The 18,274-nt window shown below is 35.8% G+C and carries 20 protein-coding genes and 1 riboswitch; of the genes, 7 read left to right on the top strand and 13 right to left on the bottom strand.

Annotated features, from left to right (window positions below):
• Nucleotides 1-53: 53 nt before the first annotated feature.
• Nucleotides 54-725 carry a glutamic-type intramembrane protease PrsW gene (gene prsW, locus QN089_RS04515; RefSeq protein WP_068454452.1) on the bottom strand — a complete coding sequence of 224 codons (672 nt, stop codon included), beginning with the start codon at nt 723-725 and terminating at the stop codon, nt 54-56.
• Nucleotides 726-799: 74 nt separating this feature from the next.
• Here prsW and QN089_RS04510 point away from each other — a divergent pair, with 74 nt between their 5' ends.
• Nucleotides 800-1,774, top strand: coding sequence for an asparaginase (locus QN089_RS04510; protein WP_068454455.1), 975 nt, complete (start codon nt 800-802; stop codon nt 1,772-1,774).
• A gap of 53 nt (nt 1,775-1,827) precedes the next feature.
• Here the strand turns inward: QN089_RS04510 and QN089_RS04505 are convergent, their stop codons facing one another.
• From QN089_RS04505 to QN089_RS04490, 4 genes are all read right to left on the bottom strand, one after another.
• The gene (locus tag QN089_RS04505) at nt 1,828-2,790 is read right to left on the bottom strand and encodes a YpdA family putative bacillithiol disulfide reductase (protein WP_285216049.1); all 963 of its coding nucleotides are present in this window, start codon (nt 2,788-2,790) and stop codon (nt 1,828-1,830) included.
• Between the two features lie 189 nt (nt 2,791-2,979).
• Nucleotides 2,980-3,729, bottom strand: a complete 750-nt coding sequence (locus QN089_RS04500; protein WP_285216048.1) for a LysM peptidoglycan-binding domain-containing protein — start codon at nt 3,727-3,729, stop codon at nt 2,980-2,982.
• 74 nt (nt 3,730-3,803) lie between these two features.
• Entirely contained in the window at nt 3,804-5,240 is a 1,437-nt protein-coding gene (locus QN089_RS04495) for a RecQ family ATP-dependent DNA helicase (RefSeq protein ID WP_068454464.1), read from the bottom strand.
• Nucleotides 5,241-6,257, bottom strand: coding sequence for a YpbB family protein (locus QN089_RS04490; protein ID WP_068454467.1), 1,017 nt, complete (start codon nt 6,255-6,257; stop codon nt 5,241-5,243).
• Between the two features lie 105 nt (nt 6,258-6,362).
• Between QN089_RS04490 and QN089_RS04485 the strand changes: the two genes are divergently transcribed.
• The 3 genes from QN089_RS04485 to QN089_RS04475 all read left to right on the top strand — a co-directional run bounded on the left by QN089_RS04485 (nt 6,363) and on the right by QN089_RS04475 (nt 7,813).
• Nucleotides 6,363-6,611, top strand: coding sequence for a ferredoxin (locus QN089_RS04485; RefSeq protein ID WP_068454470.1), 249 nt, complete (start codon nt 6,363-6,365; stop codon nt 6,609-6,611).
• Between the two features lie 140 nt (nt 6,612-6,751).
• Nucleotides 6,752-6,955 carry a hypothetical protein gene (locus QN089_RS04480; RefSeq protein ID WP_068454473.1) on the top strand — a complete coding sequence of 68 codons (204 nt, stop codon included), beginning with the start codon at nt 6,752-6,754 and terminating at the stop codon, nt 6,953-6,955.
• 75 nt (nt 6,956-7,030) lie between these two features.
• Complete coding sequence (locus QN089_RS04475) at nt 7,031-7,813, top strand: enoyl-ACP reductase FabI (RefSeq protein ID WP_068454476.1); 783 nt, start codon at nt 7,031-7,033, stop codon at nt 7,811-7,813.
• 100 nt (nt 7,814-7,913) lie between these two features.
• Here the strand turns inward: QN089_RS04475 and QN089_RS04470 are convergent, their stop codons facing one another.
• The 3 genes from QN089_RS04470 to QN089_RS04460 form a co-directional block, all read right to left on the bottom strand.
• Entirely contained in the window at nt 7,914-8,933 is a 1,020-nt protein-coding gene (locus QN089_RS04470) for an NAD(P)H-dependent flavin oxidoreductase (RefSeq protein WP_068454479.1), read from the bottom strand.
• A gap of 12 nt (nt 8,934-8,945) precedes the next feature.
• Complete coding sequence (locus QN089_RS04465) at nt 8,946-10,115, bottom strand: MFS transporter (protein WP_240626030.1); 1,170 nt, start codon at nt 10,113-10,115, stop codon at nt 8,946-8,948.
• Between the two features lie 155 nt (nt 10,116-10,270).
• Nucleotides 10,271-11,431: a C40 family peptidase gene (locus QN089_RS04460; RefSeq protein WP_285216047.1), complete on the bottom strand. Its 1,161-nt coding sequence runs from the start codon at nt 11,429-11,431 to the stop codon at nt 10,271-10,273.
• 192 nt (nt 11,432-11,623) lie between these two features.
• Between QN089_RS04460 and QN089_RS04455 the strand changes: the two genes are divergently transcribed.
• Nucleotides 11,624-12,196 (top strand): metallophosphoesterase family protein, encoded by a 573-nt coding sequence (locus tag QN089_RS04455; RefSeq protein WP_087680113.1) that lies wholly within the window; start codon nt 11,624-11,626, stop codon nt 12,194-12,196.
• Between the two features lie 11 nt (nt 12,197-12,207).
• The gene (locus tag QN089_RS04450) at nt 12,208-13,095 is read left to right on the top strand and encodes a LysR family transcriptional regulator (RefSeq protein WP_068454488.1); all 888 of its coding nucleotides are present in this window, start codon (nt 12,208-12,210) and stop codon (nt 13,093-13,095) included.
• Here QN089_RS04450 and QN089_RS04445 read toward each other — a convergent pair.
• Together QN089_RS04445 and QN089_RS04440 are read right to left on the bottom strand one after the other, a co-directional pair.
• The gene (locus QN089_RS04445) at nt 13,076-13,240 is read right to left on the bottom strand and encodes a hypothetical protein (RefSeq protein ID WP_165442635.1); all 165 of its coding nucleotides are present in this window, start codon (nt 13,238-13,240) and stop codon (nt 13,076-13,078) included. The genes QN089_RS04450 and QN089_RS04445 overlap by 20 nt on opposite strands.
• Nucleotides 13,241-13,308: 68 nt before the next feature.
• A complete protein-coding gene (locus tag QN089_RS04440; protein ID WP_068454491.1) occupies nt 13,309-13,716 on the bottom strand; it encodes a hypothetical protein in 408 nt (135 codons plus the stop codon).
• A gap of 282 nt (nt 13,717-13,998) precedes the next feature.
• On the opposite strand from QN089_RS04440, the gene QN089_RS04435 reads away from it, so the two are divergent.
• On the top strand, nt 13,999-14,550 hold the full coding sequence (locus tag QN089_RS04435) for a biotin transporter BioY (protein ID WP_068454494.1): 552 nt from the start codon (nt 13,999-14,001) through the stop codon (nt 14,548-14,550).
• 52 nt (nt 14,551-14,602) lie between these two features.
• Here QN089_RS04435 and QN089_RS04430 read toward each other — a convergent pair whose 3' ends face one another.
• The 3 genes from QN089_RS04430 to QN089_RS04420 form a co-directional block, all read right to left on the bottom strand.
• Nucleotides 14,603-15,184: an ECF transporter S component gene (locus QN089_RS04430; protein WP_285216046.1), complete on the bottom strand. Its 582-nt coding sequence runs from the start codon at nt 15,182-15,184 to the stop codon at nt 14,603-14,605.
• Nucleotides 15,185-15,344: 160 nt separating this feature from the next.
• Nucleotides 15,345-15,480: riboswitch (FMN riboswitch) on the bottom strand.
• A 92-nt stretch (nt 15,481-15,572) separates the two neighbouring features.
• Complete coding sequence (locus QN089_RS04425; protein ID WP_068454500.1) at nt 15,573-17,354, bottom strand: ATP-binding protein; 1,782 nt, start codon at nt 17,352-17,354, stop codon at nt 15,573-15,575.
• Nucleotides 17,347-18,063 carry a response regulator transcription factor gene (locus QN089_RS04420; protein ID WP_068454504.1) on the bottom strand — a complete coding sequence of 239 codons (717 nt, stop codon included), beginning with the start codon at nt 18,061-18,063 and terminating at the stop codon, nt 17,347-17,349. The genes QN089_RS04425 and QN089_RS04420 overlap by 8 nt, the downstream gene beginning before the upstream one ends.
• Between the last annotated feature and the right edge of the window lie 211 nt (nt 18,064-18,274).

The raw sequence follows: 18,274 nt of genomic DNA, 5'->3' as shown, positions 1-18,274 counted from the left end.
CAAAAAAACATTTCAATTTACACATATCATAATACAGATACACAACCTTTGAACTAATTCGCTTTTTGAATCAATAATTGAACCAGCGCTTTATGTGCTTGCTTTACTTTTCGTAAACTAAACCACCATAAAAACAGCATGAATGGAACCATATAGTATACCCAGTGATTTTGAGAAATGAAAATCGCATTGTATAAAATATGTAAGGTCATCGGGGCAAATAAGGCAAGTGCCCTGTATCGTAAACTCGCTTGAGAAGACTGGAATTTTGCTTTACCGAGATAATAACCCATCACAACCCCAAATAGAGCATGACTTGAAACAGGTAAAATTGCGCGTAAAAACGCTGTGTCCATGCCATAAGACATTAAATAAATCACATTTTCAACCGTTGCAAAACCTAAAGATACAGCTGCCCCGTACAATACGCCATCATAGGGGTCGTCAAATTCAACATGATGATAAATAACTAAAATCAGAAAAATCCACTTAAAAAATTCTTCAATAACGCCTGTAAAAAAGACATCTTGCACAATTATATGTTGAAAGACTTGTTCTTCTTTAAATACATACTGTAAAAACATGATTGGAAATGTTAAAATTGCGCCATAGATAAATGACTGTAGCAATGTTTTTCTAGGTTCTGTTGCCATTTGATTGCGTAAATAAAAAAAACTAAACAAAGCAAGTCCTGGTGCAATCGCAACAGATAATAAGATGAACATAATTAAGCTCCTCTCACCTTTATTACTGCTTATTATAGCATTAGCGAACGCGATATTAATAGGAGGTATTCATATTGAAAAAACAAATTTTATTAATTCATACAGGTGGTACAATTTCAATGCATGTTGAAGAAAATGGTGCAGTTGTCCCTGATGAAGTCAATCCCTTAACAAAAGAGCGTGAAAAATTAGAACAGTTTGCACATATTACAGAGATTGATGCCTTCAATCTTCCTTCTCCACATATGACACCTGAGCACATGTTGACACTACGTAAAATAATTGAAGAACAACTAAAAAAAGCAGCTTATGATGGTATTGTCATTACACATGGTACTGATACATTAGAAGAAACAGCTTATTTCTTAGATTTAACTATTCATACGGACATCCCCATTATTTTAACAGGTGCAATGCGTTCATCTAATGAAATTGGTTCAGATGGTATTTATAATTTAGTAGCTGCTATTCGTGTTGCTAGTGAAGAAAAAGCACATGGATTAGGTGTTTTAGTTGTCATGAATGATGAAATTCATGCTGCAGCAAATGTTACAAAAACATCGACAAGTAATGTTGCTACTTTCCAATCACCTCAATATGGCCCAATCGGTCTGATTACAAACAAAAATATTCATTTTCATCATTCACCTGTTCTTCGCGAATTTGCAGAAGTGCATGATTTTAAAAAACGTGTTGCATTACTCAAAACATATGCAGGAATGGAAGCAGATATCGTTGAAGCCATTCGATTAGCTAAATACGATGGCTTAGTTATCGAAGGTTTTGGGCAAGGAAATGTTCCACCTTCGATTGTACCCAGTATTCAAAAACTATTAGATGACGGTATTCCTGTTGTCATTGTGTCACGTTGCTTTAATGGGATTGCTCAAGGTGTTTATGGTTATGTAGGCGGTGGGAAGATGCTTGAGGATTTAGGCGCTATCTATACAAATGGGATTAACGGGCAAAAAGCGCGTTTAAAATTATTGGTCGCATTAAATGAACAAAACCCTAAAATCTCAATTGCTGAGTTTTTCTATCGAAACTAATAAAATATGAAAAGAGGGAACAGCCAGTTAAGCGTTCCCTCTTTTTTAAGATTTTACTTTTTTTGTTCAATACATTTGGCAATCTGCTCTCCATGGAATCGTCCATTTTCAATAAAGATTTCATTCGCGTTATTTCCAGCAGCAATAACACCTGCAATGAAAAGTCCCGGTACATTCGTTTCCATCGTTTCAGCATCAAAAACAGGTCGTCCTGTCGCTACATCTTGTTCAACACCCATCTCTTTAATAAAACGATGGTCCGGATGATATCCAGTCATAGCGAAAACAAAATCATTTTCAATTGTTTTTTCTACACCTTCTTCAACAAGAACGACTTCATGCGAACGAATTTCTGTTACAACTGTATTAAAATGCATGATAATTTCACCTGTACGTACGAGTGCATCAAAGTCAGGTAACACCCACGGTTTAATACTTGGCGAATAAACACTGCCACGATAAGCAACTGTTACACGTGCACCTGCTTTATGAAGTGCAAGCGCTGCATCAATCGCAGAGTTTTTACCGCCAATAATTAATACATCTGTATCAAAATAGGGATGCCCTTCTTTAAAGTAATGCATCACTTTCGGTAATTCTTCACCAGGGATATTCATATAGTTTGGATGGTCGTAGTACCCTGTCGCGATGACTACATATGGTGTGCGGTACACTTCTTTTGATGTCTCGACAACAAACTCCTCACCGTCTTTTTCTACATGACGTACTTCTTCAAAGCGATGAATATCTAAATTTTTCATTTTAACCACTTCACGATAGTAGACAAGCGCTTCATTTCTTTTAGGTTTTTGTGCTTCTACGATAAAAGGAACGTCGCCAATGGCTAATTTTTCACTTGAACTAAAAAATGTTTGGTGGGTGGGATAATTATAAATTGAATTCACAATATTCCCCTTTTCAATTACAATCGGCTTCAAACCAATGTTTTGCAAAGCAATTGCTGCTGATAATCCACAAGGACCTCCTCCAACAATAATAGCTTCTTCTCGACGCATATCTGTCACTCCTTTTATTTCTAAAAAACTCTTCTATCGTATTATACGCTTCTCTTTTTTAAAAAACAGTATTTGAATTATGTGTACTCTTCCCTTTTCCACCAAAATAAAAGAGGAATCATTTTACAAAACGATTCCTCTCCATATTATGTGATACCTATGACTTTTGAAATATAAGAACGATTATTTTTATTGTGTTTTAATTAAAGCTACTTTTGTACCTGCTGGTACGCGATCCGCCGTAATTCCATTTAGTTGTTTAATTTGATTCACATATGCTTCACTACCATAGTATTTAATTGAAATACTTTGAATCGTGTCGCCTTCTACAGCATTGTGTAAATATCCGCCTTGAATTGCTGCTGTATAAGCTGAAGAAGGCTTTACAGTTTCAACTGGTTGTTTCTTTTCCTCTTCTTCTTTTTTCTTCTCAGCAGCTCGTTTTTCTTGCTCTACTTTTTCTTGCTCAGCCTTTTGTTTCGCTTCTTTTTCTTTTGCTGCCTTTTCCTCTGCTAGCTTTTGTTGTTCTTTTTCTTTTGCTGCTTGCTTTTCTTCTTTTGTTACATCATCAGCTTTAGCTGTTGAATCTTTTGTTTGTGTTTCTTTTTTCTGTGTTTCTTTTGTGTCTTTTTCGTCATTTTGATTTGTTTCAATCTCTACATGTTCAGTGCCTGCTGCTTTCGGAGCTTCTTTAGTAGGTGTATCCGATTTAATAACGAATGTATAAATTAAAATAGCGGCTGGAATCATAACAAAGACAACTGCTAACACTGTCAAAAGAGAATTATTCTTATTTTTTTTCGGCGGTTTCCCACCACCCTTTGCTTCTCTTTGCTGCTTACGTGACATGCGTGTAGGCTTCTCACTTGTCCCATTACCTTCTACTTGGATGGATTGGCGATGCGCCTCTACGCGCTCTTTATAATCATTTTGAGACATGTGTATCCCCCTTTTTCTATATAATCATAATACTATTATGACTAAAATTTTAATAAAAGTAAATGAATCTCAATTTAATTTGGAAATATTTGTTTAAAACGTTCTTGCCATGAAAAAAGTTGAGCTGATGCTTCTTTTATTAATCGCTTCTTCGGTATTACGTCTTCTGGTAGACCACATACGGAACAACATAACACAGGCTTCGTTAGGAGTTCCTGTTCAAAATATCGGCTAATTTCTTCTCTTATACAGTCTTTCCCTGTTAAAATTTGTTGCAATTGGTCGACTTCTTTCACTTTTTCAAATTTCATTTGATTTATTTGTTCTATTACCTCTATTTTTGGTAATTTATGCATCCAATAATGTAAAATACGATAACTTGTTTCAGTGATTCTACTTTCTTCTACCATAATAAAAGGATTAACGCCTTGATTCGCTAACCGCTCATATTCATCAATATGAAATTCTTGAGGGTAATCCATTACACTCACTGATTTTGTAATACGATCATCTTCTTCTGTAAATAATAATGTTGCAAAAGACTGTTCACCATCTCGTCCAGCTCTACCTACTTCTTGTAAATAATTCCCCATCGAACTTGGTAGATGGTCATGAATAATTTGACGAATATTTTCTTTATGAACACCCATACCAAAAGCATTCGTCGCAACAATCCAATCAAGCTCACCTGCAATAAATTGATGTTGTATCAATTGCCGTTCATCTTGTTGTATCCCTGCATGATAGGCTGCTACACGCACGCCAGATTCACGTAAAGCTTCTGCATATTCTTCTGTTTTCTTACGTGATTGTGTATAAATAATGCCAGGTGAAGTCGTATGTTGTACATGCGCAACTAACCAACCTATTTTCTCATAATGTTTTTGAATAGGTACTACTTGGTAGCAAATATTCGGGCGATCCACAGCTGAAATCCATTCATAAGGATTTTCCATATGTAAATATTTTCGAATATCTTCTTTCACACGATTCGTTGCAGTAGCTGTTAATGCTAAAACTGGTACACGTGAAAATGTACGAATAGTATCACCAATATTTAAATATTCTGGTCGAAAATCAAACCCCCACTGAGAAATACAGTGTGCTTCGTCTACTGCAATTAATGCAATATGAACACGCGAAAGAGCTCGCTTAAAACTTTTTTGTCCTAACATTTCAGGCGATACAAAAATATAGCGATACGCTTGTAAATTCGCTAACACACGTTCACGTTGTTCGCCTTGTAAAAATGAATTGATGGCAACTACGCGTTTTTCACCAAACCGCTTCATCTGCTCTACTTGATCTTGCATGAGTGATAGTAATGGCGAAACGATGACTACCGCTCCATTTAAAAGATAACCACTCAATTGATAACATAGTGATTTTCCACTCCCTGTTGGAAGAAGTGCAATCACATCCTTTTCTTGTAAAACAGCTTCAATCACTTCTCTTTGACCTGGACGAAATGTATCGTAATGAAAGTATTTTTTTAATGCTTTTTCTAACATTTAAACACCCCCTGCCCATGCTAAAACTAAGCGAATTTGAAAATAACTCGCTTCTGGTATCTTTTCTTTGATTGGTCTAAGTTTTTTACTCCCTACTTCAGATACAACTGCTTCAATTGCTAAACGCATCTCATTTGGTACAAATTGCTCAATCGGAAAAGTTTGCACATTCATTGCAATTTCTGCAATATGATCTTCAATTGTACTCATCTTCAAACGTCTAATCTGTGCAATTTGTTCCATGTTCATTCCCTGCATCAATAAATTAGCTGTTTGTTGTGTAGAAGCTGTTAACACTGTTTGTACACGCACTTGATATAAAAGTGGTTCAAACAAAGCGATAACATGTTCTTCAATAAAACGAATCATATGATGGAGTGTATGTACATATTGTAATTGTAAATCAAGTTCCGAACTATTCGTTTGTTCTTTTAATTGTTGCCATGTCCAACCAATTTGTTGAAACCCGCTCAAGCGATACATGAAGATATTTTTTTCTTGTTCAGTCACAGGAAGTTCTTCTAGCAATTGATGGAAAGCTTCAATAAAAGCATGTTGTTGCTTTTCTTCTTGATAATGTAGCCACGTCAAATACTGACGAACAAACTGTTGCACACGTTCATCTCGTACAATCGGTAAAAAGCGCGACTCTTGCATACGTAGATTAGAAATCGTTTGCACAACTAATTGGAATCGGTCAAAAAAAACATGTTCACCACCGCGTAAATGCCAACCATCTAAACCATCAAATGTGAGGTGAGGTGCAACTAGAACGTGTACATGTTCATCTTCTGAAATCGTAATTTTATTTTTTTGTTCTAGATGTTGAATTTGTGTATAAAATTTCTCTTTTGTTAAACGAGGGAATAAATTAAAGTATGGCTGTAATTGAAATAACCCTACATCTTGAATAGTTTGACCTGACTTTTTCCCTTTTAATAAATGATATGCAGAAAACACTGTTCGTTGTCCATCATACTTTTGAAGTATATGTAATAATAATTGTTCAAAAAACAAGCCAAATTCCTCCTCGTTTCGTTGATTATGGTTGAAATGAAATGCAAAGCACTTTAGAATAAGAATGAAGCTATTGGGAACGACACAAAAGGAGAGGTAAAATATATGGCTAAGTTTACAATTGTAGACCAAGATACTTGTATCGCTTGTGGCGCTTGTGGCGCTGCTGCACCTGATATTTATGACTACGATGATGAAGGTATTGCCTTCGTTATTTTAGATAATAACACAGGGACAACTGAAGTACCAGAAGACTTAATGGAGGACATGGAGGACGCGTTTGAAGGTTGTCCAACTGACTCAATTAAGGTTGCCGATGAAACTTTCGACGGCGATGCATTAAAATACGAATAATACGATAAGAGACTGAGCCTTTGCTTTAGTCTCTTTTCTTTTGTTATTAAATGTTTCAATTTTCTCTCAATTTAGTTTATACTTACTTTAAATGGGTATCGTGTTATATACATACTGCTATGATTATAAGGAGGTTTAAAATGAAATATTTTATCAACTATTCCATTCAACTCGTGTTATTTATTATTTTAGGTGCTGCATACGCTCAATTTATGACACATTTTACGCCTCTTTATTTTTTCTCTGAGAATGTTCGACATGTATTATTACTCATAGTAGCGAGCATTTTAAGCCTTGCCTCTGTTCATCTTATTAAAAATGTATTTGGCTTTGTTGCAAAATAATAGTTGCATTCGCGCTATGAGTACGTTAAAATTTTAGTATCAGGTACTAATAGTAACTATATGTAGGGGGCTATTATGGAAAATTTATTAAACTTTAAAGATAAAAATATCGTCGTAATGGGTGTTGCCAACGACCGTAGTATTGCATGGGGTATTGCAAAATCATTATTCTCAATTGGTGCACACGTTACATTTACATACCGTAAAGATCGTTCACTAGCAAAATTACAAAAGCTATTAGCAGATGTTGATGCGTCTACTTATGATGTCATTCAATGTGATGTTAACAGTGATGAGAGTATCCAACAAGCATTTGATGAAATCGGTAAAAAACGTGGTGTTATTCATGGTATCGTACACTCTGTTGCTTCATCTTTAACAGAGGATTTAAAAAACCGCTTCCTTGAAACATCTCGTGATGGTTATGCTTTCGCACAAGATACAAGTGCTTATTCATTAATCGCTGTTGCAAAAGCTGCACATCCTTATATGACAGAGAACGGTTCGATTGTAACGATGAGTTACTTAGGCGCTGACCGTGTGTTAGAAGGCTACAATGTAATGGGTATCGCAAAAGCAGCTCTTGAAGCATCTGTACGTTATCTAGCAGCAGATATCGGTCAAGACAACATTCGTGTAAATGCCATTTCAGCAGGACCAATCAAAACAATTTCAGCGAAAGCTGTTCCATCATTTAATCAAATTCTAAATAAAATCGAAGAAGCTGCACCAATGCGTCGCAACATTACACAAGAAGAAGTAGCGAATATGACAATTGTTATGTTAAGCCAACTTTCAAGCGGTGTAACAGGCGAAGTTATTTATGTAGATTCTGGCTATAATATTCTAGGTATTTAATAATAAGCGAAGAAGTAGGGATCTTATTCCTGCTTCTTTTTTTATGCTTCATACATAAAAAAAGAGAAACGTACTGTTCACGTACGATTCTCGCTTTATTTTATAAATCTGCATGAACAAATCGTTCAATAATCTCTCGAATTGTTCCTTTCGTTGCATGGTGTAAATTTGTTCCTGCCCATAAAGACATATTCTCGGAATTATTTGCAAAAGCTGCTCTTGCACGAATCCCTTTTGTTAAATCATTTTGATATGGAAAAGGAGCAACAGGCATCATTTCCATCTTTTCAATAAAACCATTCATAATACCTCGAGCTGGTTTTCCAGAAAACATTTTTGTGAGAACGGTTTCATCTGTTTCCGCACATAAAATACGTTCTTTATGTGCTGAAGGAGCGCCACTTTCGTCACTTACTAATAGAGCAGTTCCTAATGTAATCGCTTCTGCCCCTTGTTTTAAATACCAATCCATTTGTTCTTTTGTTGCAATCCCACCTGCAACAATTAACGGAATATTCGTTATATCTTTTGCCTGTGTAAATAAATCTTTTAACGGTATATACTGAAATGGCTCAATAAACGAACCACGATGACCTCCTGCTTCCATTCCTTGCAAGAATATACCGTCTACACCCAATTGACTCGCTACATGAACTTCTTCAAGTGAAGTAGCTGTAATGAAAACGAGAATACCTTTTTCTCTTAAAAGACGAATTTGTAAAGGTGTAGGTACGCCAAATGTAAACGAACAAGCGGCAACACCTTCTTCCAAAACAACAGCTAATTGCTCATCATATTGGGATTTAGACAATTTCACCTCATCCCTTTTAATTTGATTGTCAATTTTCGCATCAATCAATGCTTGTTTTGCAATGGTAATCTCGTGTTGTACAACTGGTGGTACTTCATGTGCAAAAAGATTAATTAAAAATGGTTTAGATGAATATTTTTTTACTTGGCGAATAAAATCTCGTGTTGCATCTGCAGACATATACCCTGCACCAATCGAGCCTAAAATTCCTGTCTCTAGACTTGCGATGACCATTTCAGGTGTTGTCACACCAGCCATTGGTGCTTGTATAATTGGGTAGTTCATTGAAAGTTTTTTGTGTAAATGCATGTTACACGCCCCCTACAATAACTTTTTTGGTTGTCTCCAAAACATAGCGATTACTAAACTAATTAACAGCACAGCCATCGAAAAAACATAGGGTGAATATGCTTGGTAATCAAATAATGCACCTGCAATAATTGGTCCAATAATGTTCCCTACACTTGTAAATGACGAATTTAATCCACTAATGTATCCCTGTTGTTGACCAGCAACTTTAGATAAATATGTTGTTAAGGCCGGACGAATTAAATCGAAAGTCAAAAAGACCATTAATGTCACAAGTAAAATTGATATAAATGATGATACATTCATCATAAAAATCATCATTATTGCGGCTACAAAAATACAGATACGAATTAAATTAATTTCTCCTAATTTCCGTGTTAAACCGTCGAATAAAAAGACTTGGAATACCGTACCAAGTACACCACTCAAAATTAATAAGATCGCAATATCTTTCGCTGTGAATTGGAATTGTCGATCTAAAAATAACCCATAGATAGTTTCGTATGCCGAAAGTCCAAAAGAAGAAATAAAAATAATTAAAAAAGGTATAAAGAAAATTGGTTGTAGTAAAATTTTCAAACTTGTTGCTTCTGTTTTTATTGGTTTTTCAGAGTGCACTTGTTCTCGTTCTGGTTCTTTTAAAAACAGAACCGAAAAAACAGCACCAATAAACCCTAAAAGAGCTGCTGTGAAGAATGGTGCGCGAATATTAATTTCCGCTAAAAAACCGCCAATTCCTGGCCCTAAGATAAATCCTGTATTAATTGCGGCTGATACATAGCCCATCGCTCTTGGACGTTGTTTGATATCTGTAACATCGGCTACATATGCTGTAATGGCTGGCATGACAAAAGCAGCACTTATCCCACCAATAAAACGTGATAAATAAAGCAACTCAACAACATGACCTACTGCAAATAGTAACTCAGATAATCCGAAGATGAACATCCCGATAACAATCATGCGTTTACGCCCAAAACGATCTACCCATTTTCCAGCAATGGGTGAAACGAGTAATTGCGTCAATGAAAAAGCGGCAACGAGATATCCCATTGTTTTTCCGTCTAATCCCATTTCACGCATAATCGTCGGCATAACTGGAACAATTAATCCAATTCCTAAAAAAACAATCAATAAGTTTGATAATACAAACCAAATCTTTGGATTTAGTTTATTATTCAAACAAGAAAAGCTCCCTTCTGTGTATTTTATTGTAACCATTTTACACAATTATGAAAATACCTTATTCTATGTACATAATTGCCTATACTAGTGTACCATGAAAAATTTATCAAAATCTATTCTTGCTAAGGCAATTCTAGATTTTGATAAATCGTTTATATGAAGCGTCCATATCCTACTAAATATTGATTCCACCAATCTAATGACTCAACAACGACACCGTTATTTTGAGCATTTAACATGCGTCCATCCCCTAGATAAATCCCTACATGCGCTACGCCACTTCCATAACTAAAGAAGATTAAATCTCCTGCTCGTGCTTCTGTGGCACTAACTTTTTTAGATGCTAAATACTGTGCTGCAGAAGTTCTAGGAATAGATATACCTGCTTTTTTAAATGACCAATGGGTTAAACCTGAACAATCAAAGCCCGTTGCTGGATTAGAACCTCCCCATACATAAGATGTTCCTAGATATTTACTTGCTTCTTCTATAATTGTCTTAACTTTTGCTGAACCTTCGACAGTAGGTACTTGCTGGTTCGCATCTGTTACCTTCGCTCCATTTGTACCATTCCCTGCATTCATCGCTGCTCCTACTTCTTCTGACTCTCCAGCTACTTGTTGTGCTAAAAATTCTTTTTCTGCTAAAGCTTTCAAACGAGCTGCTTCTTTTTCTTTGACGATTCGCTCACGTTCTAATTTCTCTTTTTTCTTCTTTGTTGCAATTTGTTCTTTTAATTTTAAAGATTTAGCATTATTTTCTACTTTTTTCACTTCTAAATCTTTTTCTTGTTCTTGCATCGCTTGAAATTGTTTTTGCAACTTTTCTTTTTTCATTTGTAGCGTTATTTGCAATGTCTTTAATTCATCTCGATCTTCTGTTTGTTGATTTAGTAATGAACGATCTGCATCTAATAATGTTTTAATTGATATTGATTTTGTTAATAAATCAGATAAGCTCTCTGACTCTAATAACACATCGACGTATAAATTAATCGTTGATTTTTGACTTTGATAGGCAACCATGCGCTCATCAATTATTTTTGAGCGATCTTGCATACGTCCTTCTACTTCTTTTAACTCTTTTTCTGTATCTGCAATATCCGATTGTGTTTGACGAAATTCTTTGATTTTATATTGTAGATTCGCTTGGAGTCTTTCTATTTCACGTTCTAGTTGTATAATTTTCTTATCGATTATTAACTTTTTCTGTATTAGTTCTTGTGAAGTCATTTTCGCATGTACTAATATTATTGGTGTAAAAGAGGCGCTCGCTAAAAGAATACCAATAGCGAGTACTATTGATTGCTTCATTCTATTTAAATCTTTCACAGATACACGTCCTTTTCCCCATAGAATGACTTCTATCATATCATTGATACAAGTTCTTTATACTATTTTTTACTCATTTACCCATATTATGCTTTTTTAAAAATACATGTTTATATAAAGTGACCTAATTATTTGGTAAACTATTATTAATTGAGGATTAAAAGGAGTTATTTTATGAAATATGCTTTATTAGGGGATTTACATTCCCATAAAGAGGATACACAATCCGTTTTAGAACATATTGATGCAACAGCTTCTTCTGCTATTCGTATCGGCTTGGGTGATTTATTTGAATGTACGATTAGTAAAAAGAAGGCACATAAAAAACAGTCACTTCCTTTACATGTGGCTGCTAAATTACCATATGATTTCATTCAACTACTTGATTTCCCTTCTATTATCGGAAACCAAGAATTGCGCATCATGCAAGTAACTGGGCAAACACTTTTTGAATCTTTACCTGAAACAATGGAGATTGAAGGCGCTCTATTAATTCACGGGCATCAATTTGAATGGTTAGATGATGTTACACCTGTCATTAAAAAAAATAGTGAGCCACTTACTTTTTTTGGGCATAGTCATCATTCTGCACTTTTCCATAAGGGAATTACACAACCTTTCAAATGGAATGAACCTATTCATTTAACAAAAAAACGTTATGCCATCAATGTCGGTTCTGTCATCTTTCATCGCGAATGGTGTTTATATGACGCGGATCAAAGAACGATTACATTTATGAAAGTTTAGGGGGAAAACAGATGGAATGGCAACAACTGGAGTATTTTCAAATGCTCGCAAAAATTCAGCATATGACAAAAGCAGCAGAACAATTATCCATTTCTCAACCTGCTCTTAGTCGCTCTATTGCCAGATTAGAAGACGAGCTTGGGGTCCCGTTATTCGAACGTCAAGGACGCTCAATTCGCCTCAATCGCTACGGCGAACTATTTGTAAAACGTGTACATAATATTATGCGAGAATATCAGGCTGGTTTACAGGAGATTCAACAAATTGTTGACCCCAATCATGGTGAAGTATCACTCGGTTTTTTGCACACCCTCGGAACGAATGTGGTACCTGATTTAATTCGACATTTCCGTAAAAAAAATGAACAAATCCACTTCTCTTTAAAACAAAACCATACGCATTTACAATTACTCGAATTGAAGTCTGGTGATTTAGATCTTTGTTTACTTGCAGAAATGGAAGTAGAGAAGCCAATTGAATGGCGGGAGTTATGGCGGGAGCAATTAGTTGCGATTGTACCAAGCAGCCATGAGCTAGCAAATAAAGAGTCGATTACATTAACAGAACTTGGTCAAGAATCTTTCATCTTATTAAAAAAAGGTTATGCTCTTCGTATTCAAATGGATGAGTTATTCCAAGAGAAAAATATTGAACCACGTATTACATTCGAAGGCGATGAAGTAGCAACCGTTGCTGGTTTTGTAGCTGCTGGACTCGGTGTATCAATTCTGCCTGAAGGTGATGAAATTAATCAAAAACGTATTACCAAAATCCCACTAACAGATGTCAATGCTGAGCGTATTATTGGTATGGCTTGGTCTGAAGGACGTTATTTATCACCTGCTGCTCAAAAATTCCAACAGTTTATCTTTGACTACTTTAAATCACCTTCCCAATAATCGTAAGAAAAGATTGGGCAAATATTTCACTTTCCTTTTTAGCGTTCGCAATGAAAAACTGGAACCGCGCCACAGCGCGATTCCAGTTTTTCTTATGCTTATGTGGGATGATATTTTTTACACGTATATCCCAACCTGTTTTCATATGTTATACTTCTATACTTTTAGTTATGTATGTTTCAAATTACGTAAAGCCCAATTCATTCGAATGAACTAAGCTCCTCTATTTAATACTAAATACTTCCCTAAATACTTTAACGAAACATCGGCTGTGAAAAATACCGCGCCTAATGTAAAGCCTGCTGTCCAAATTTCTGGTTGCATCGCCGTTTCGACTTCATCATTCATCCAACTATAAATAAAAATCGGTACAGCTACTGTTGAACCTAGTAAAGAATGGAATAAAAAAGATACACCTGAAATATTTCGTTTGGATGAAGCAAAAAAGTCCGATACATAGGATATGATTAATCCATATGTAAAAATCAAAGGAAATGAATACATACTAATGTTTAATGCCGAAGTCAAAAAATCATCTTGCTGATTACTATATAGCATCGGTAATATAAAAAACGCAGCAAGAGATGTAATGAAAGCACTGAGTAGTTTCCTTTCGGTCACAAAGCTTCCCCTCTCTATTTTATCAGTCATTTTTTCTCATATTGAAGCAAATTTCTTATTTTTTAATTTGTTCAATCGTCTTTGTCTTATTATACATATTTCTAATCTTTTTGCAAATTCTCTGACATTTATTGTAAGTTGTTACTTTAAAATGATATTTTTCTGTCATATTCGTCGCATACTTTACGTTGTTGTCACGAAAAAAAGTGTTGACCTTTTTTCATTTTTTCATTATATTTTGGTTAACTAGTTTTAAAATAAGTTTACACAAAGGGGATTTTTATGAGAAATGAACAATTGAAGATGTGGATTCTTTCCGCATTATTCGCAGCAATTATCGGGATTTTTGCACAGGTTACGATTCCACTGCCACTCATTCCAATTACAGGACAAACATTTGCAATTGGTTTAGCTGTTACAATTCTAGGACTTCGTTATGGCTCACTATCTGTGTTTATTTACATATTACTAGGCGCAATTGGGATTCCAGTCTTCAGTGGTATGTCAGGTGGTCTAGGCGTTGTTGCAGGACCAACTGGTGGCTATATTATCGGCTTCTTACCAGCAGCTGTAGCAATCGGTTTATACCTTGAAAGATTCGGTTTTACAAAGGTACAAGCAATCATTGCTAATATTATCGGAATGATTGTAACACTTGCTTTCGGTACAATCTGGCTAAAATTCAGTGCTGATTTATCTTGGACTGGTGCATTTATGGGTGGTGTCTATCCATTCTTACTTGTTGGTGTGATTAAAGCCATTTTATCTGCATTAGCAGGTATTGTTGTACGAAATCGCTTATTACATGCGCAATTACTACGTGTACAACATTAAAACTCATACAAAAAGCTTTGGCATTTAAGAAAATGCCAAAGCTTTTTTATCGTTATGCTTGGAAGCTTCTGCGTTCTTTCGTCATCCACTTACCCATTACATTAAATAATAGTAGGAAGACAATTGTTACAAGAACACCTTTAATAATATTGAATGGTAGCACACCCGCTACAATTGTAGCACGTAATGCAGCCCCTGTTTCAACAGGCATGTTTAAGAAGTAATTATACATTGGCATAAAGACGAAGTAATTTAATATACTCATACCTACTGCCATAGAGATTGTACCTACAACAAGACCAATTCCCAATCCTTTTTTTGTACTTAATTTTTTATAAACAAAGTACGTTGGAAGGATAAATAATAAGCCTGTTACAAAGTTTGCCATATGCCCTACTGGTACACCCGTTGGACTGCCTGTGTATACCCAGTCAATGACATTCTTTAGTAACTCGACTAAAATCCCTGCAAGTGGTCCCATAATAATCATTGCGACTAACGCTGGGATATCACCGAAATCTACCTCTAAAAAATTCGGGAATGGCGGAATTGGGAAATTAATTAAGTGTAGTAAAAATGCAATACTACTTAACATCCCAATTGCAATCATGCGACGTAACTTCTTGTTCTTCATATTCTGTTTTCTCCTTTTGTTGCGGATCACTTCAAAAAGAGGTAAGGCTGCGTGTGCTTATTTAAAATAGAAATCCCACGTAGAAGTACTTCTACGCGGGAGAATTAGGCAACATTAAATAAACGTTGTTCACTCATTTTTTTTGAACACAACGCTGTACCTTCACCTTCTCCCATCCAGACTATACTGTCGGCTTTGGAGTTGCACCAAATCAACCTGTTAAGGTTCGCGGGCTGAGAAATGTTAAACACTTCATTACCGCCGGTCGGGAATTACACCCTGCCCCGAAGATGAACCGTATTTATTTTTTTCACACATTCATCATACAAAAAAAGTCTTGAATTGTAAAGAGAAGTTTCTCTCGAATCCAAGACTTTTTCTTTATTCATTAAATTTCATCTGGTAGTGGTAGGAAGAATGTAAAGGTTGTACCTACATCTACTTCACTTTCTACTGTAATACGACCTCGATGTGCATTAATAATATTACTCGCAATAGCTAAACCTAAACCTGTGCCACCCTTACCTCTTGTTCGTGCTTTATCTGCTTTATAAAAGCGTTCAAAGACATATGCAAGGTCTTCTTTCGGAATACCAGCACCATCGTCTTGAATACGAATGCGCACTTGTCCTGCATATTGGTCTGCTAGCACCTTTACATGGCCACCACTTGCTGTATGACGAATTGCGTTATCCACTAAATTCGTTACAACTTGTTCGATGCGGTCTTCATCAATCTGAACGCGCGCATCATCTGAGAACTCTGTTTCATAACTTACTTCGATTCCTTTTTCTTTCCCGCGCTGTACGAACTTCTGTGTCATACGTTCAAATACTTGATTAATACTTAAGTCATCAAGATATAAACGCATCTTCCCAGATTCCATACGCGCTAAATCGAGTAAATCGGTTACTAATCGGCTCATACGCTGTGATTCATCATAAATAATACGCATCATTTCATTTCGTTCTTCTTCAGATGATACAACACCATCTAAAATCGCTTCACTATATCCTTGAAGCATCGAAATCGGCGTGCGTAGTTCATGTGATACATTCGCAATAAAGTCTGAACGTAATTTATCAAGGCGGTGTTCTTCTGTCTTATCTCGTAAAACAGCTACTGCACCACGTACTGATTCAGCGCTATATAAAGGACTAATTGAAATGACATAATATGCACCATCAATTTCTAATTCTTCTTCTAGTTCTTCTTCTAAATCAAGTACATGTTCTAGCATATGATAGATAGCTATTGGCAATGGTTTTGACTGATCTTCTTTCGATAAGAACCATTTTTGTAATAACAACTCTGCTGGTGGATTACTTAACAAAATCGTACGATCACGATTAAACGTAATTACTGCATCTGTCATAGACGTTAAAATACTTGATAACTGTTCTTTCTCTTGATTAATGACTTCCACATGGTGCTTTAACTGTCTACCCATTTGATTGAAGGCTGTTGCAAGCTGTCCAATCTCATCACGACTCAATACAGGTACTTTTGAATCGAACTTGCCTTTTGCGACTTCAAATGCAGCTTCACGCATTTTACGAAGCGGTGAAGTAATACGACTTGATAAGAAGAACGCAAAGAATGTCGTTAACACTAAAGCAATTGCAGCAGATAAAAAGACGATTTTTGTTGTCTCTTTTGTCGTACGATGAACAGCATCTGGGCTTTGATAGATGAAAACTGCACCATGCACTTTTTGGTCTACATTAATCGGCGACGCGAGTACAATATAATTCTCCATATGTTCTTTATCTGTTGTAGATGGTAATAACATCTCTTTTACAATCGGTTCATCTGATTCATAGACCTTGTCAAAAGCATGATTTTGAATGATTTTTTCACGAATTTCTTTTTGGTTTAACCCTTCTTGAAGTGAATATTGAATCTTCCCTTGCTTAGAAGAAATTAAAGCATTCGTTTCTTCTCCTAAAATATCATTAATAATGGATTCTGTAGCAGCGAGCGAATCATGTTCATTCACAATTCGTGCAATGGTTGTAGCTTCTTGGCGTAATGTTTTTTCTGCTTGTTGTGTATTAAAATTCGATAAAAATTCGAGCATGAGTACTGTGAAAATAAACAGTACAAATGAAACGAGAAGCAATATGGTTACCCATAGCTTCCCGACAACACTATTCCATATTCTAGTCATTTACGACCTCGAATTTATAACCTACGCCCCAAACCGTTACAATCATCTTCGCCGCATCTTCTGATACGCGATTTAACTTTTCACGTAAACGCTTTACATGCGTATCTACTGTACGTAAATCACCGAAGAAATCATAATGCCATACTTCTTTTAATAGCTGCTCACGGTCAAATACTTTATCTGGTGACTTCGCTAAGAAATAAAGTAATTCGTATTCTTTCGGCGTTAAGTTCACTTCTTCCCCATCTGCTGAAACGCGGTGCGCATCATGGTCAATTGTTAGATGCGGGAAGACCACTAAATCTTTTGAAGCAGATGTAGATGAAATAGGTGAGTAAGCAGCTGAGCGGCGTAAAATCGCTTTAATACGCAATACAACTTCACGTGGACTAAATGGTTTTACAATATAGTCATCTGCACCAATTTCAAACCCTTGTACACGATTCGCTTCTTCGCCTTTTGCTGTTAATAAGACAATTGGTGTTGTCTTTTTCTCACGAATATTTTCTGCCGCTTGTAAGCCGTCCATCTCTGGCATCATGATATCTAAAATGATACAGTGGTAGTCATTTTCTAAAGCTTTCTCTACGGCTTCTACACCATTCTCTGCTTCTTCTACTAAGTATCCTTCACGTTCTAAGTACATTCGAATGAGACGACGAATACGATCTTCATCATCTACAACTAAAATTGAAATTTGTTCACTCACAAATAATTCCTCCCCGGACTCTTATAGTCTTATTGTACAACCCCGTCATATAAATGAAAAGGAAACCACATCTAGTGTACACAGGATTGACACGATTTTGACGCTTTTATCCACCGTTTGTTCAAATTAAACAGGAAAACGGAATAAATCATCCTTTTTTTACCATACAAATTCTATTTTAAATGACTTTTTCTGATTATGCCACAGTTAC

The sequence above is a fragment of the Kurthia sp. YJT4 genome (assembly GCF_030219945.1).
Classification (GTDB): Bacteria; Bacillota; Bacilli; order Bacillales_A; family Planococcaceae; genus Kurthia; species Kurthia gibsonii.
Note: the sequence above shows the minus strand (reverse complement) of the source record. Positions and strands in the feature narration are given on the sequence as shown.